Annotated in this window: 12 protein-coding genes; 2 read left to right on the forward strand and 10 right to left on the reverse strand. The window is 36.7% G+C overall.

Going from position 1 to position 16,165, the window contains the following annotated elements:
* Positions 1–435, forward strand: a 435-nt coding sequence (locus tag QOS10_RS00525; RefSeq protein ID WP_283593049.1) for an RNA-guided endonuclease InsQ/TnpB family protein, incomplete at its 5' end; no start/stop codon positions are given.
* 220 nt (positions 436–655) lie between these two features.
* Here QOS10_RS00525 and QOS10_RS00530 read toward each other — a convergent pair.
* The 10 genes from QOS10_RS00530 to QOS10_RS00575 all read right to left on the reverse strand — a co-directional run bounded on the left by QOS10_RS00530 (position 656) and on the right by QOS10_RS00575 (position 15,275).
* Positions 656–1,201 carry a cysteine hydrolase family protein gene (locus QOS10_RS00530; protein WP_283593050.1) on the reverse strand — a complete coding sequence of 182 codons (546 nt, stop codon included), beginning with the start codon at positions 1,199–1,201 and terminating at the stop codon, positions 656–658.
* A gap of 10 nt (positions 1,202–1,211) precedes the next feature.
* Positions 1,212–2,642 (reverse strand): nicotinate phosphoribosyltransferase, encoded by a 1,431-nt coding sequence (locus QOS10_RS00535; RefSeq protein WP_283593051.1) that lies wholly within the window; start codon positions 2,640–2,642, stop codon positions 1,212–1,214.
* A gap of 103 nt (positions 2,643–2,745) precedes the next feature.
* Complete coding sequence (locus QOS10_RS00540) at positions 2,746–3,462, reverse strand: NUDIX hydrolase (protein ID WP_283593052.1); 717 nt, start codon at positions 3,460–3,462, stop codon at positions 2,746–2,748.
* A 674-nt stretch (positions 3,463–4,136) separates the two neighbouring features.
* Positions 4,137–4,739: a hypothetical protein gene (locus tag QOS10_RS00545; RefSeq protein ID WP_086135822.1), complete on the reverse strand. Its 603-nt coding sequence runs from the start codon at positions 4,737–4,739 to the stop codon at positions 4,137–4,139.
* Positions 4,739–7,753 carry a type I restriction endonuclease subunit R gene (locus QOS10_RS00550; RefSeq protein ID WP_283593054.1) on the reverse strand — a complete coding sequence of 1,005 codons (3,015 nt, stop codon included), beginning with the start codon at positions 7,751–7,753 and terminating at the stop codon, positions 4,739–4,741. Before QOS10_RS00550 ends, QOS10_RS00545 begins: the two co-directional genes overlap by 1 nt.
* A 13-nt stretch (positions 7,754–7,766) precedes the next feature.
* On the reverse strand, positions 7,767–9,038 hold the full coding sequence (locus tag QOS10_RS00555; RefSeq protein ID WP_283593056.1) for a restriction endonuclease subunit S: 1,272 nt from the start codon (positions 9,036–9,038) through the stop codon (positions 7,767–7,769).
* Between the two features lies 1 nt (position 9,039).
* Positions 9,040–11,112, reverse strand: coding sequence for a type I restriction-modification system subunit M (locus QOS10_RS00560; protein WP_283593059.1), 2,073 nt, complete (start codon positions 11,110–11,112; stop codon positions 9,040–9,042).
* A 4-nt stretch (positions 11,113–11,116) separates the two neighbouring features.
* On the reverse strand, positions 11,117–11,326 hold the full coding sequence (locus QOS10_RS00565; RefSeq protein WP_408621389.1) for a helix-turn-helix domain-containing protein: 210 nt from the start codon (positions 11,324–11,326) through the stop codon (positions 11,117–11,119).
* 35 nt (positions 11,327–11,361) lie between these two features.
* Positions 11,362–13,971, reverse strand: a complete 2,610-nt coding sequence (locus QOS10_RS00570; protein ID WP_283593062.1) for a DEAD/DEAH box helicase — start codon at positions 13,969–13,971, stop codon at positions 11,362–11,364.
* 5 nt (positions 13,972–13,976) lie between these two features.
* Positions 13,977–15,275, reverse strand: a complete 1,299-nt coding sequence (locus QOS10_RS00575) for a HamA C-terminal domain-containing protein (protein ID WP_283593064.1) — start codon at positions 15,273–15,275, stop codon at positions 13,977–13,979.
* 376 nt (positions 15,276–15,651) lie between these two features.
* Between QOS10_RS00575 and QOS10_RS00580 the strand changes: the two genes are divergently transcribed.
* The gene (locus tag QOS10_RS00580) at positions 15,652–16,110 is read left to right on the forward strand and encodes an RNA polymerase sigma factor (protein ID WP_283593065.1); all 459 of its coding nucleotides are present in this window, start codon (positions 15,652–15,654) and stop codon (positions 16,108–16,110) included.
* Positions 16,111–16,165: the final 55 nt, after the last annotated feature.

Genomic DNA, 16,165 nt, shown 5'->3' on the forward strand with positions numbered 1-16,165 from the left:
AGAAATTATCAAAAGCAACGATTGTTGGTGGCTAAAATCCATACCCAAATCTTTAGCCGTCGTAGAGCATTCTTACACCAACTCTCAACTACATTAATCAAGAACCACGATTTAGTAGTTGCCGAAGAGTTGCGGAGTAAGAACATGCTAAAGAACCACGCTTTGGCGATGAGTATTGCTGATGTGGGCTGGCGGACCTTCTTAGAAATGCTGACGTATAAGGCTAAACTTTATGGACGCCAATTCATTACGGTGAACCCTAAGAATACTACGCAAACCTGTCACGATTGTGGCTTTGTCATGGGAACCGGAAGTACGAAGAAACTCACTCTGGCCGACCGGGAATGGATATGTCCAAAGTGTCATGTTCATCACATTCGTGACCATAACGCCGCACAAAATATTCTGACTAAAGGATTTGCAAAACTGGCCTAACTTGATCCGTCCCTACGGCAACCTGGGGACGCTAAAGGCATTGGTAATTGCCGTGTAAGACGAAACAGTTCGTAGAACTGTTCGCAGTGGCCTATCTATGCAAATTGTGGTTCAAGCACTCATCAGAAGGGTGTTTGCTCACAAGCCACGTCCTTTAGGGCGTGGTGGTTGACTATTCAAGTACTGGGGTTCTTACTTCATAGCAGGCAGTCAAAATTCATTAAACCAGCGTCGCACCCAGTGAATTCTTAAAATGGTCAAGCGCCCACTCCTGACCATGCTTGGTAAAGGTGGCGACCCCCTTAACCGGAATCGTAATCTGGTAGTTCAAATTATAGGCGGCAATTGCGGTGTGCAGGACACAGATATCGGTGCAAACACCTGCAATCCACAAGTTATCAATTTTTCGTTCCCGCAGGTAGTTATCAAGATTAGTATTTTGAAATGATGAATAGCGGTTCTTATTAAACTGGTAAACCCGGTCACTGGCCTGATGTTGTTCAAACCAGTCATTAACCTTGCCGTATAGCTGTTGACCAGGCGTACCGACCACGTTATGTGGTGGGAAGAGTTTAGCTTCTGGACTAAACCGGTCCCCACAATGGGCATCAGTCGGGAAAATTACGTAGTCGTCATTTTGGTAAAAACGGTTGGCCAGCTGAACCAAATAATCTTCTAATTCCTGCGCTGGCTTGCCACAAGTAAGCGCACCATTGTCAGCGACAAAATCGTTTGTATAATCAATAATTAATAATGCTTTAGTCATTGCTAACTCCTTATTTTTGTGCCTCATCAACCAGCTTTTGTTGCAAGTCAGCTAACCGCTTGCTTAAATAAACCGGGAAGCGGTCCGGATTAAGCAACCGCTTAGTAGCCGCCGGCAGCTGTGCTAATTCGGTCTGCGCAAAATGCTGGATGGCAAAAGTGTCGGTTTCAATTGGCGCCGCTTTTTCCAGTGTCAAAACTTGCTTAAGCAGTGGCTTAGCAATGAAGTCGGTTAGAATCACTTTATTCCGGGTGACGTGAACGTCAGCATTGATTGCCGCAATTTCGGTTCCAATCTGCTCGTCAGCCAGGGCAATTACATCGGCAACAGCGTGTTGGGGATCATGCTTATCGTAGAGCCGGTAAACCTGCTTATTCCCAGGGAGCGTAATCTTTTCGCGACTATTACTAATCTTGATCTTTGGCACCCATTTGCCATCATTTTCTAGTGCCGACATTTTATAAACACCGCTTAATACTGGACTGGATGAACTGGTAATTAGTCGATCACCGATCCCAAAGTTATCCAGTGGTGCCCCTTCATCAAGCAATGACTTAACAATGTGGGCATCAAGGGCGTTTGAAGCAGTAATCTTAGCGTTGGTAAAACCAGCCTCGTCCATCATCTTCCGGGCCTTGGTTGCCAACTGGGTAATATCACCAGAATCGATGCGGATACCAACCGGTTCGTGGCCAGCTGCCCGCAATTCCTTAAAGACTTTAATTGCGTTCGGTACCCCAGAGTTAACCACATCGTAGGTATCAACTAACAGGGCAGCATTGTCAGGGTAAATTTTGGCCCAGGCACGAAAGGCCGTTAATTCATCAGGAAAGCTTTCAATCCAGGCGTGGGCCATCGTCCCCGCCGCCGGAAGGTTAAACCGCTTGGCAGCTAGCACATTGGAGGTACTACTGCACCCACCAATAATGGCAGCCCGCGCACCATATATTGCGGCATCAGGCCCCTGCGCCCGTCGTGCACCAAATTCCATTACTGGGCGTCCGCCAGTAACGCTGGTGATCTGCCATGCCTTCGTTGCAATCAATGATTGGTGGTTAATGATGTTTAAGATCAGGGTTTCGAGAAGTTGGACATCAATTAGTGGGCCACTAATACTAAGGATTGGTTCCTGTGGGAAGACTGGCGTGCCTTCTGGGATTGCCTTAATTGAGCAGCGGTTGTGAGCTGCCGTCAGGTAAAAGAGAAAGTCGTCACTAAAGTGGTTAAGGGACCGCAGATAAGCAATGTCATCAGTTGAAAAGTGCCAGTTCTTAACTTCATCAATTACTTGCATCAATCCAGCACTAATCACAAAACTGCCATCATCGGGCGCCTTACGGTAAAAGACGTCGAAGCGCGCCTGCTTATCGTGGGGAAGTGTTTGATAATAACCGTTGGCCATTGAAAACTCATACAGGTCGGTTAATAATTCATGCTTCATTATTAAACAACTCCTAACAAATTTAGGTAAAAAATACTTTAACTACCGCAAAAAATAAAAGTATATTGAACTTTTATTATCACTGATTGTAGCACTTTTATTTTTAGACGCAAGGTAGTACCAGTTTAAATAACTTTGGTGGCCGGCCTGACCGCTTTGTTTCAGCGGTACCAACTTCCTTAAACAGTTTTTGGTGGGTCTTTTTAAAATTAGAATTATCAATTTGATCGACCGTTGTTTGGCGGAAAGTAGCATAAACTTCGCGGGCTTGCCGAAGGGTAAAAGTCGGTCCTAAGATCTGTAAAATGGTTGGCTGGTAGTCCAGTTTATTTTTAATTCGTACAATGGCCGTATTAATAATTTGGTGGTGGTCAAATGCTAGCGCCGACCCTGCAGCCAAACTCAAAACTAAGTCACCATTTTGCAAGATAAACTTTCCGTGGTCAAAGTTAAGACTAAACCACCCGACTTCGGTTGCTCCGTACCCGGCCCTCAGTTGCGGCATTGTCGGTAAGAAAGTCATGTAGGCAATCGCCAAGGCCCGCTCACCGCTTACCCGGTCGGGATCGGTGAAGGTTGCCAACTGTTCGGTAGCACTGTTTGATAGACGAACACCAATTTTATCCTTAATCAGGCGGATACAGGCAACGTCAGCACTTTCATCCCGCCGCAATAGGGTTTCTGGTAAAGCCCAGTGACCCTCAAATGGCGGATAAGCCCGCTTGACCAGCAGGACTTGTGGTAAATGGGTCAGGGGATTAAAACTCCAAATAACATTTGCAATCGTAATTAGCGGACGCGCAACAACTTTGTCAGCCATCTCTTTCACCTCATAAAATATTATAGCGCAATTAAGAATCACAATAATAAAAAAAGCCAAGGTGGCTTAGTCTAGTTCTCCAAATTCTCTTCATCCTTACTCATTGACAAAGAGCCCAAATTTTCGATATTTTAACCAAATTAGCATAAATTCAATATTATTTTCGTTAACTCTATCTTTAGTACCAAACTGACCGATTCATCCATACCACAAACGCTACCATATCAACGTTCACCTCTACTTTCACTACCCTAATCAACACGACCTGCCAAACTGGACCTTTGTCTACTCGACTATCGAAATAGGACATAGAATACTCGACCCGCCAGCTTCAAATAGAAAAAGTGTACTAATTCCAATCATTCTGAAAGAAAAAAGTACACTTTTAATCATCCGTAAATGCCGTCGTGACGCAGTTTATCAGCTATTTTTCTGTACGTTCCAGGACAGTAACAGACTCAACATGCCACGAGCTGTTGTGGTTAATTAGACATTTGTTGTATCGGCCAAGTTAAAGCGATTATCATTTTTTATTACAAAACATAGTGTTTGTTAACTCGCTGCCATAATGACGGAATTACCCTTGTTTTAGGTATTAATAGCAGGTCCTATATTTTGTTGGTTTGTGGAAACATATAGGGCCACAAATTAAAATTAAAGCGTTTGTGGAAAAACTAAATGCCAAGTTTCATTTGAAGTATTAACCCCATAATTGTAATCGCAACGTCTGCCCCTTTATCCAATACAAAAGAAATGATAGGTTTTACCTTTTCCCATTTTTTCTTTTTAGATATTTTCTCATTATCTATTTGTTCTAGCTCATCAATTTTGGCCTTCAATTCCTCGGTCTCAGTTTCATTCAACCCTGGCATTTCCTCTATTTGCTTTCTAGCATCCTTAAATGAAAGATTTATATTAATATCATTGGAATTTGAAACAGGTACATTCACACTAATATCCTGTGCTATTTTTGAATTTTGGGGAATTGGGAAACTGCAAAGATACCCTTCTAGTCTTCCTTTCATGATACGTAAGTTGTTAAGATACGATTCCTTCCCCATATAGTTATAAGCAAAGCCATCAGCATAACTATACCCATACATACTTTTCCCAAATCCTGGTATATATGTTGAGTACTTGCCATCAATCTTTATATGAATGCTCTTCATTTTTTCTTCATCATCCGACTTAATGGCTTTTGTAATGGCATCTATATCTGGCTCGATTATCTTTGCCAGATCATCTGTATTTTTAATTGGATGCATACTTTCATTCATTATTGCTTAACCTTGCTTTCACGCAGTGACTTGTATATTTCCTCGGCAAAAGTCCCTAAGACTTCTTTTTTCATTTCATCATTGTTAAGAAGCAATGTGAAGAAATCTTTGTTATGCTCCAGTCCTTCAATGAGCATGTCATCAATATGGTCAAAGTAAGATAATTCAAAATCATGTTCATTATTATTTTTGGCACTATTTCTTAAATTATCAGACTTCATCATCAAATCCCTAATTTGAAGCATGGATTTAACGGCAACGTCTTTATCAAAATTAGATCCAGTGGCCTGATTAATTTCCTCAATAATTGCGGATAGTTTTTTCTTTTTGTCCTCACTAAGTACAACATCATCTGCCATCGGCAGCTTTACCACTGGATTTGACCGTTTCGTGCCTGCTACATGTTGGCCTGTCTTTTTCTGAGTAAACTTGCTGGCTTTTATTTTACCAGTCAAATCATACCCTTGTCCTGGACGACTAATATTTACATACTTCATCAAATAAGATACATAATTATATAGTTTCTGTAGTTCTTCGTCTTTAAGGCTAGATACTTGCAAAAGGAATTCATAGCAACGCACAAAATGCTTTAATGTAGTCAAAACTTCCCGTTGGGTATTTTCGTCTAATTCTTTTATCTTCTTTTCCGTAGCACCAAAGTAAAAGTTGAGGTTCTTCTTATCTCGACTTTGAATTTTTGCCTTATGAAGAATGTTATTTGCACCTTCAACATTTTGTGGATCAATTATATAGAATCCATCAATCTTCTCTACTAGGTTATAAACCAATTGTGGATTAACCGTATCCGCTAATAAAGTAGTAGTGTAATAAGGTGCAAAAGCAGCTTCAATATCCTTATAGTCATTAACAAAATCCAACACAAATGGTGTCTTTTCATATGGTGGGCAGATACGATTTAAGCGGGAAAGTGTTTGTACTGCATTGACTCCGCGTAATTTTTTCATGACGTACATAGCAGATAACTTAGGTTGATCAAACCCTACTTGATATTTGTTAGCCACTAGCAAGAAACGATACCCAGGCTTATTAAACTCTTTAGCTGTACGATCCTCTGGTAAACCATTCATTGAAGCTTCAGTAAATTCCTTTTTACCGTCGTCTGAGTTAACTTTGCCAGAAAAGGCAACAAGCATCCCCATGTCATCATAATGATGTTCGTTAATATAATTTTCAAATGCCTGTCGGTACTTAACTGCTGCCTTACGAGATGACATAATAACCATTGCTTTAGCTTGATTACCTAACTCTGACATCACATGTTTACGAAAATGCTCAATAATAATCTTTGTTCGTTGAGCAATGTTTTGATCATCTAAATCAATTTGCTGAGCAATCTGGCGTTTAGCATCAGCTGTCTTTAGTTCTGGATCGTCAGCAATCTCTTTATTAAGTTCATAGTATGTTTGATAGGTCGTGTAATTAGCTAAAACATCAAGAATAAATCCTTCTTCAATAGCCTGTTTCATACTATACAAATGGAATGCTCGATAATTACCATGTTTATCTAAGCGTCCAAAGAGGCGTAAGGTAGTTGGCTTAGGTGTTGCTGTAAAAGCAAACATACTTACATTCTTTTGCTTTCCGGAACTTTCAATTTCTTGTACTAATTGATCTTGAATGTCCTGTTCATAGAATTTATTCGATGATGATAAAGCTTCTGTTACGGCCATCATATCTTTACCAGCGGTTGACGAATGTGCTTCATCAATAATCACGGCAAATTTCTTATTTTTAAGTGAAACATCAGACGAATTACTATCATCCTTAATCAAATCAACAACATATGGAAATTTTTGGATCGTAGTAACTACAATTTTGGTGTTGCTTTCCAATGCAAGTTTAAGATCCTCAGACGTACATTTATCATCCATAACACGAATAAGACCAGCCTTATGCTCAATACCCATTATTGCTTTTTGCAGCTGTCGATCCACGACCACCCTGTCCGTCATAATGATGACATTATTAAAAATAATTTGATTATCATCATCATGAAGGCTAGCTAGTCTATGTGCAAGCCATGCAATGGAGTTTGTTTTTCCTGATCCAGCAGAGTGCTGGATTAAATAATTCTGCGATGTCTTATTGATCTTCAAATCAGCTAAAGTTTTACGAATCACATCTAACTGGTGATATCTTGGGAAAATTAATCGCTGTTTTACCTTTCTCTTCCCAGTTAACGGATCTTTACTTTCCTTGGTCTCAATAAAGATAAATTTGCTAATCAATTCAACTAAAGTTTCTTTTTGCAGGATATCCTCCCACATATAAGAAACACTATATTTATCAGTAAACTGTGGATTCCCTGCACCTGAATTTACGCCTTCTCCTTTTCCCATGTTGAAAGGCATAAAGAAAGTTTTTTCATTCGCCAGCTGAGTAGTCATATAAACTTCTTCCGTATCCATAGCAAAGTTGACTAAACATCCTGCTTTAAATAGGAACAAACGATCTTTTGGATTTCGAGTTGTACGATATTGTCTAATTGCATCCTCATAGTTCTGCCCTTGACTATTGCTTTTTAGCTCAAAGCTAATTATGGCAAAACCATTTATGAAGATCACGAGATCAATCCGTTCTTTATTCTCCTTATCTGCATAGACCTCTTGCATTACAGAAAAAATGTTTTCAGAATACAACTTTGAGAGCTCAGGATTAAAGTCAGTAGCCGGCTTTCCATATAATAAAGTTAAATGTTGGTTGTTAACATCAACACCGTGTTTTAATGCAGAAAGCAGACTTCCTTTCTTACTAAGGATAAATTTATTGATAGTGTTGATAATTGTCTCTTCAGTATCTTCCTTAAACTGTTTAGTTAATTCTTCTAATTTTTCTGGTTGAGTATCCTTTAGAAACTGAAAAAGTAATTCTGGATCCATAGCAAACTTTTTATCAAAGTTGCTATGATCTCTTTCGACATATCCATCTTCTTCAACTAAGTGCTGAATTATTTCTTGTTGGTAATCATATCGTTCATTTATCTGTCCACGCATTTATTCATCCATCCTACATCATTGGTACTTGCTTTTTGCCTGTTACATATTCATAAATAAGTGAGTTTTTGTATTCTTTTAAGAGATTTAGTTGCTTTCGCTTTTCAGCAATTAAGTTACTAATATACTTGCATTTTTTATCTAAAAAGTTAGTTATCTGTTGTTGCTCTTTTAATGGAGGAACCAAAATTGATGTATTTTCAAAATCGTACGCTTGTAGGTCCCATTGCCCATCTCTAATACCTGTTGATAGTCTTCTAAACTCATCGCGATAACAGTTTCTTATTAAATAATGAAAATACTTTTTATCTAATGCTGCATTTTTAAAATGATAAACGTAGTATGCAGGACTTACTACTCCAATATATTCCGATACAGCAAGTGACCCCTGCCATGCTTTCATTTTGTTAATAACTAAATCGCCTTTGGTGACATATTTGTAATTAGAAGTATCAGAAGAAGTAACATTATGGTTATCATCTCTACTATCCTTTGGTACCACACCATATTCCCGATAAACCGACAATACCTGAACATTTCCAGGGTTTCGTGGTTCATTTCTATATAGATAAAACTTGATTTTGCTAGTGAGCCACTGCTTTGGAATTTTACCAACCCAGTCTATTCCGCTATCTTTCATAGAGACATTAAGATCTAATCCTTTAGTTACAGTCCTTATAATTAAGCTATTTCGATAAACTTTCAATCGTTCAATTTCATCATTGATTCGAACTAAGAGTTTGTCAATTTGACCACATTTTTTATCAAGAAATTCAATTATCAGTTGTTGCTCTTTTAATGGTGGAATCAAAATAGTCGTATTTTCAAAATCGTATGATTGCAAATCCCACTGTCCATCCCTAATACCAGTTGACAGTCTTTTAAATTCATCCTTATAGCAGTTTCTTATTAAATAATGAAAATATTTCCTATTTAGCGAAGTGTTTTTGAAATGATATACATAGTATGCAGGACTTACTATTCCAGTATACGCAGAAACAGCAAGTGATCCTTGCCATGCCTTCATTTTGTTGATGACCAAATCGCCTATAGTAACGTATTTATAATTAGAAGTATCATAAGACGTAACATTATGATTATCATTTCTACTATCTTTTGGTACTACACCATAATCACGATAAACAGATAAAACTGGCATATTTCCAGGATTTCGTGGTTCCCTTCTATAAAGATAGAATTTGATCTTGCTGGTTAGCCAGTTCTGAGGAATTTTACCAATCCACTCTATTCCACTGTCTTTCATAGGGCGCACATATCTATCCATCTTATTTAAATAGCTCCTTCACTTCTATAGAGATTGCATTTTCACAGTCTCTGATCTCTTTTCTTAATAACTTTAAAGATTCTGGTTCCTGATATTTGTAGAAATAACGAGTAAATGGTATCTCGGCACCTGTTTTTATAACCGGCCTTTTCTTCCCTAAATCTTCTTCAAAAAAAGCTTTTGCATCCGGAACAAATGGCAACACTTCTTGTTCCATATATTGTTTAATATTTGTATTGATATTAACAATTTCCGTCTCTTCAGTACTCTTATCGTAAATAATATTACCTTTTTTGTCAGTTTGAATTTCAGCTGATTTATCCATTTGTGATAGTCCATCAACTATTTTTTTCAGCAGTTTATCATCTGCAATATCTGAAAGTAGATCTTCAATAACTGGCTTAAATACTTCTGGTGATTTATAAACCTTTTCAGAAATGTTATCTCTGAGAGTGGAAAGCAATTGATCATAGACCGGCTTATTTTTATTAAATTTAGTTAATTTCTTTGCATCGCGAGCTGATAACTTTTCATTACTATTCTGAAGTTCATCAAATTTAACCGGATCAAAAAAGCTGCTCAAATTAGGGAGCATTTTTTCAATACGTTGTTCTGTAATAGCATAGCTACGTTGCAATGGCTGCATAACTGTGTATTCACGATAAATGAATTCAGCATTGTCATGAATTTGTGAGATATTATTCTCTTCAAAGTCCGTATACAACTTAGTAATTTGTTCACGGTTTTCTTTTGAAAACTCATTCTTTTTCTTTCCCAAAGGTTTCCTGAGTTTTTCATAGATATTCGTTGCATCAATAAATTGAACTTTACCTTTTCGCTTTTCATCTTTCTTTTTAGATAAAATCCAAATATACGTTGCCAACTCCGTGTTGTAAAACAGATCAGTTGGCATCGCCACGATTGCATCAAGATAATCATTTTCTAGCAACCAACGACGTACCTGAGATTCACCAGAAGATGTCTTTCCAGTAAATAGGGGTGACCCATTTTCAATAATGGCTGCACGACCTTTGTCATCTAACTTATTCAAAGCAGATTGAATAAAAAGTAATTGTGAATCATTGGACTTTGGTAATCCTGCAGGCCACCTGCTACTCTCTCCTTTTAAATACTCTTCTTTAACTGATTCTTCTTGACCTTGTTTTGCATCTTTACCACCCCATGGAGTACCAAATGGAGGGTTTTCTAGCACAAAACGCATTTTCTGATCAGGAAAGCAATCTTCCTTCAGGGTATCCGCGTGTCTAAAATTATCGATATTTTGATCTTTGATTAACATTTCGGCTAATCCAACTGCATAAGACTGCCCCATTAATTCTTGACCAAAAAGGTGCACATCAGCTGTCGGATTCAAATGCTTCAGGTAAGTGTATGCCGTTGATAGCATACCGCCAGTCCCACATGCTTGGTCCAAGACAGTGACAACCTTGTTATCTTCTAAAATATCTTCACTACCTTCTGCAAGTAATAAAGAGACACAAAGACGAATAATGTCACGACCGGTGTAAAATTGCCCAGCGTCAACGTTCTGGTAAAAGCGGGCAATTAAATTTTCAAAGATGTATCCCATTTTGATGCTATCAAATTTAGCGACACTTAAATCAAGTTCAGAGAATGCTTTAACGACGCTATATAAGCATCCGCCTTTATCCATTTTATTAATGTTGCTTTCAATATCTAAATTTCGGAGAATCTCTTGAACATCTGCCGAAAAGCCAGCTAAATATGATTTGAAATTAGAATTAATGTTATCAGGGTCATTACACAACTCTTTTAAATCAAATTTACTAGTGTTATAGAATTGGAATCCACTAATTTTGTACATTGCTCTGGCCGGATATGTTGGCATCTCCTCATATTTTGCCAGCACCTTGTCTTTTGTAGGCTCTAACGCACACTCGAATCTCCTGATAATAGTCATTGGAATAATGACATCACCATACTTATCAGGCATATAAGTACCACGTAACTTATTAGCAATAGACCAAATAAAATTTGCCTCACTAGTAATATCTACCGGTTGTTCATCCCATGAAGTATCAATCTTCACCATTTTATTATTCTCCATCCTTTACTATTTCCATAATCTCGTTAATATCACAATTTAAAGCTATACAAATTTTCAGTAGCACTTCAGTTGTCACATTCCCATTTCTACCCAACTTAGCAATTGATGCAGCACTAATTCCACTGGCCTGTTGTAGATCTTTCTTTTTCATGCCGCGGTCAATTAAAAGTTTCCATAACTTGTTATAACTAAAACCGATCTCACTCATTATTAAATTTCCCTCTCTTTACACCTTTAATAGAATATTTCTGGTACATTAGCTCTAACTTCTTTCGTTTCGCCAATAACATCAGGATCATTAACCCAATTAATTTCATTCGATATTAATGTTTCACCTGGTCCCTTAATAATTAGATCATCGGCATTGTTCTCTATATATTGTGATGACTCCCGAGAATATCCATTTTGTTGTAACCATATCCGAAGATCACTATTAGTCCCGTATTCAAGGTATTGGTACCAATCATTATCTAAAGGAATACCACTGGTGAACAGCTCCTTTGAAACTTTGAGGAAATACTTACCTAAGACAAAATTAAGTTTGTTCAGTTGATTCATAGTTATATTGATCGCAATAGTATCCCAATTAATGTTCCCTACTAACTTTCGACTTTGATCTAATCTATCAAGAAACTGAAAATCAAGGTGTTCACGAATTGTAATGACATAGTCACAAATCTGTTTAAGACTATATCCATTAATCCACATCAAGGTTAACTTGGCATAATCTTCTAAAGTCTGATGCTGTATATTTTCATCTGAATCAGCATGAATAAATTTTCTTTCATATAAGTTCCAGCTAAAAATATGCGCCAGTTTTAAAAAGAATTGATATGTTCCTTCAACGTTTAGCTTATTTTCATCATTAAATATCTGAGGAAATCCCTTGATTTCTTCATCGGTTATTGCTTGTTTTAATAAACTTGACTGGTCAGCAGAAAAGTTCACATCATTCTGTACTTCATCTGGATATCTTGAACGTAGAGCATTGAGAATTACTGCTTCATCATCGTCAGAAAGCTTCTTCTTAAATTGTTTTCTAGTGAATCCTTCTTGATTATGATTTATCTCTTTAATATAAATTAGAGATATTTTTCTGAGCAAATCATAGTTTCTCTTATCTGTTACAGCAGAAAGTTTAAGATCACCTGCACTCAATGATTTTTTGATTGCAGCAACTTGTTTAGGCTTTAGCGCTTTTTCTACAGATAGATGTTCCTTGCTTAACTTTTTACTTAAATACTCCAAATAAGAGCTTAAGTTGCTGTGCGATTTCTCTTTTTCGCCGGTAATAAGAAAGACATTACCGATCATAGAGTGTCCAAGTCTACCAACTCGACCAATTAAATTCAAAAACTCTAACTGACTTAGTTTTTTCTTACCATTGCCAAGTGAAGTAACAAAAATATTATCAGCTGGTAAATTTACCCCTTCTAATAGAGTGCTTGTACAAAATACAATCCTTAAGATTCCTTTCCTATATGCCTCTTCAATTTTGGTTCGTACATCAATCGGTAATTCCCCAATATGAAAAGCTATTCCTTTTTTCACTAAATCGACTAATACATATTTAGGATTAATTTTTCTGCTAATGTAAGCAGCTAAATCATCTAGTTCTTTGCTTTCAATAATTGGAAACTGCCTTGAAAAAACGATTGCATCAGACATTACGTCTCTTTTAGATCCATAATAAATAAGACTTTGTGTTTGACCATTCATAGCACCAGTAATCATTTGAATAATATGTGGTACAGCATTTTCAGTAAATTGGCATAAACGCTGTGTTTGTTTTATTTGATCATTGTAAATTGAAAATTCTTGATTATAACGATCAATTATAAACTTAGTTTGTGTAACTGGAGACTCTTCAACTCTAATATCACTTTTATCATTGCCATCAATTAGTTGAAGAAAGACATCTGGATTAGGAATTAAGGGAGAAGCAAAAGTTACTCTTGGCTTTTTCGTCCATTTTTGTATCCGATCTATAACCTCATAGTAATAGATGCTGCGATCATCCATCTCTGTTACTTTTTGTGATTCGTCAATGAAAAGATAATCAAGTCTAAGATCATCATTATCTAAAAGCAGATTTGATAATCTTTCCGGTGTCATTACAAAAATATAATTTCTATTTCTATAATCGAGGGTATATTCTTCTGCTTTTGAAATAATGCGGTAAGAATGTTCACTAAGATTATCAACAAGATCTGTTAACAATGATCTTCGCACTTCTGTAATCAAAGCCTTACTCGGCACTGTTATAGCAAAATTAAGTTCTTCACCCGCCTTAATCTTATATTCAATAAATTTCTTCATTAAATATGTTTTTCCCATTGATGTTGGTGCAGAGAAACTGTTGATACTATTTTTTAGCGAGTTAAAAATTTTATCTTGGTCACCGATAAACGTTTGGTTTTCTTGCCCTGGAATTTTTCTTTGAGTTTTGTTGTAATCATCAATTACTTCATCCCACAGAAAATCAATAGTAGTTATTTTTCTGTACCCATGATTCTCTCTGGGCAAGTAGTTTTTTAAACTACTTAGAACTGTGTTCCTTACTATATCGATATTAGGATCCGCTGGATACATCTCTTGCAGCATAGCAATTATTTTAAGAGATAAATTTTTACATTCTGAAGACTCATTATTACTTTTGGCTTTGGATAACAGATCTGCGAATTTCAACAGATCTGTTTTTTCTTTTTTGTCTAACGACCATTTTGCTTGAAAAAGAAAGTAAGCATATTGTGTAAATAATTGCTTAACTAATTTCTTCAAATAATGATTTTGCTGCAAATTATCATAAAGATATTCCGCAAGTGATTTGCTTTTATCAATCATATTCTTTACCCAATTAGTTCTCTCATAATCATGTTCCCATCAGTGCTTGGACTAATAAGTGGAAGCATATATACATAAAAAGATGATCGTTGCCAGTCGTTTAGCCTGATTTCATTATCTAACTGAGAAATTACCTGATGAAGGTCATTCTCAACAATCTTACGACACTTTAACTTTGCTTCATCAGTAGAGCAATTTTTCAAATTATCATCAGCTGCAAATTTGTAGCCAACAAATAGCCCATAGGCTGCCACTTCATCTATTTCATTTTCCGTAGGTACTAGAACTTTTAAAATAGCTTTGCTCTCTTCATCACTGTATTGCTCACGTAATATTGAACTATCAATTAAATCAATTGGCATAATTAAGGATTCAGATTGATTATTCCTAAATTTTTTCAATTCTAATACAACATTCTGAATTGCATCTTGTAAATCATCATTAAGCTGTGATGCCCCTAAAACTAGCTGACTTTTTCCTTTGTTATCTTTTAAATAAATTCCTTCACTATTAATTGTGCGTGAATTGGCTGAAATCTCTGCTCGAGTATAAATTTTTCTAGCACCATCAATATGTTCAAGAAAAATATAAGCCAACATTTCTCCTAAGAGATCTTGTGGTACACCACTTTGCATATAATCTCTTAATATTCTTGTTGCCTTTATGCCTGTCACATCATTTTTTTCAATACCTCTAGCAACTGCATAACTAGTAATATTATTCAAAATTAAGTTTTCCATATTGTTATACGAAAATGGAAAAAATTCTGGCTTTAAGATAAACGCATGAATGCCATTACTATTATTAATTAATGGCGATTCTTCAGAAGCTACTTCAGTAAATACTGATGAGAACGAATCGTCAGAGACAGTTTTATTTAAATACTCATTTGGCCCACTTTTAGTGGGCTTTTTTTGTTGCTTCGTTATTGCGTCTTCAACCAATCTATTTAGCAAGTTAGTACAGAAATAGGAAACTGCATTAGTCTCTATCTCTTGCCCATCTTTATTGATAGTTTGAAGCTTTAAGGCTATAGCGTCTTTATCTATATCATCGAAATCGTCAACATATCTTCTGAAAGAGTCTACATCTATCTCCGCATCTTTAATTGTCTGTGCAGCATTTTGATTTAGCCCTTTGTAATAAAGCTTCTTCAAATTTTGTAAGCTATAAATATTTTCATTCCAATTCTTAGTGTAATTACTTAAAACAACGTTTACGGATCTTTCAATAGATCTACGATCTTCCTTACTCATAGCTGTCCGTAATGAATCAATTAAAATTTTAAATTCATTGTTCGCCATTTTCTCAAATCCCCCAAAGTAGCTACGGGTAACTTTAAGTAGCTAGAGTAGCTGATCAGTATTCACCAAATTGATACTATCAACTTGTCAGTTAAATAAATGACACTTAACAAATTAATTATACCAATTTTTGTTAGGAGATTGTTTATAAAATTAAGCGATCATACATTTATTTGGCTGAACAGCATGTGTTGCTCGATCAACAACTTTTACTAGCATGCACCTAACTAAATAACATCTGTAACAAGCCACTAGTAAAGCAAGTTGCAGTACCCAAGCGATCTCATCGTTTAGGTCTGTTTCTTATTGCCTTGTTAGTGGCTTTTAGTATGCCTTCGATTCCTTCGCTTGGGAGATCCAAGAGGAGGAATTTTTTATGAAGAAATACTACGACGACCGTCACCAGCTCAATATGGAGATCTCAGACGCTAAAGATGGCAGTATGCATATTAAGCTACATCAACCAACTGGGATCAAAGAAATCACGGTCACAGAAGCTAAAGGCAAAGAAATCATCGAACTTAATCGTATTGAGTACAACGATAACCACCGTGAAACCCGTCGTCATGTTTCACTCGAAGCCTATGACCCATATGGCGCCCTAGTAAAAGACGATGCTGATCCGTTACAAGAGGTAATTAATAAGGAAGAAATGGATCAACTCCACCAGAGTATCAGTCAACTTACACCAGCACAACGAAAGTTACTCATGAAGAAGTTCTGGGATGACATGAAACAGATCGACATTGCCAAAGACGAGGGCGTCAGCAAGATGGCAATTACTAAGCGTTGGCAAACCATCAAACGGCAGCTCAAAAAAATTCTTCAAAAATAATCGTTTACTTTTCCGTTTTCCATGGCCTGTAAGTGTAAGGCAGTTATTCCTTACC

The organism is Limosilactobacillus galli (genome assembly GCF_947381495.1).
In the GTDB taxonomy this organism is placed as follows: domain Bacteria; phylum Bacillota; class Bacilli; order Lactobacillales; family Lactobacillaceae; genus Limosilactobacillus; species Limosilactobacillus galli.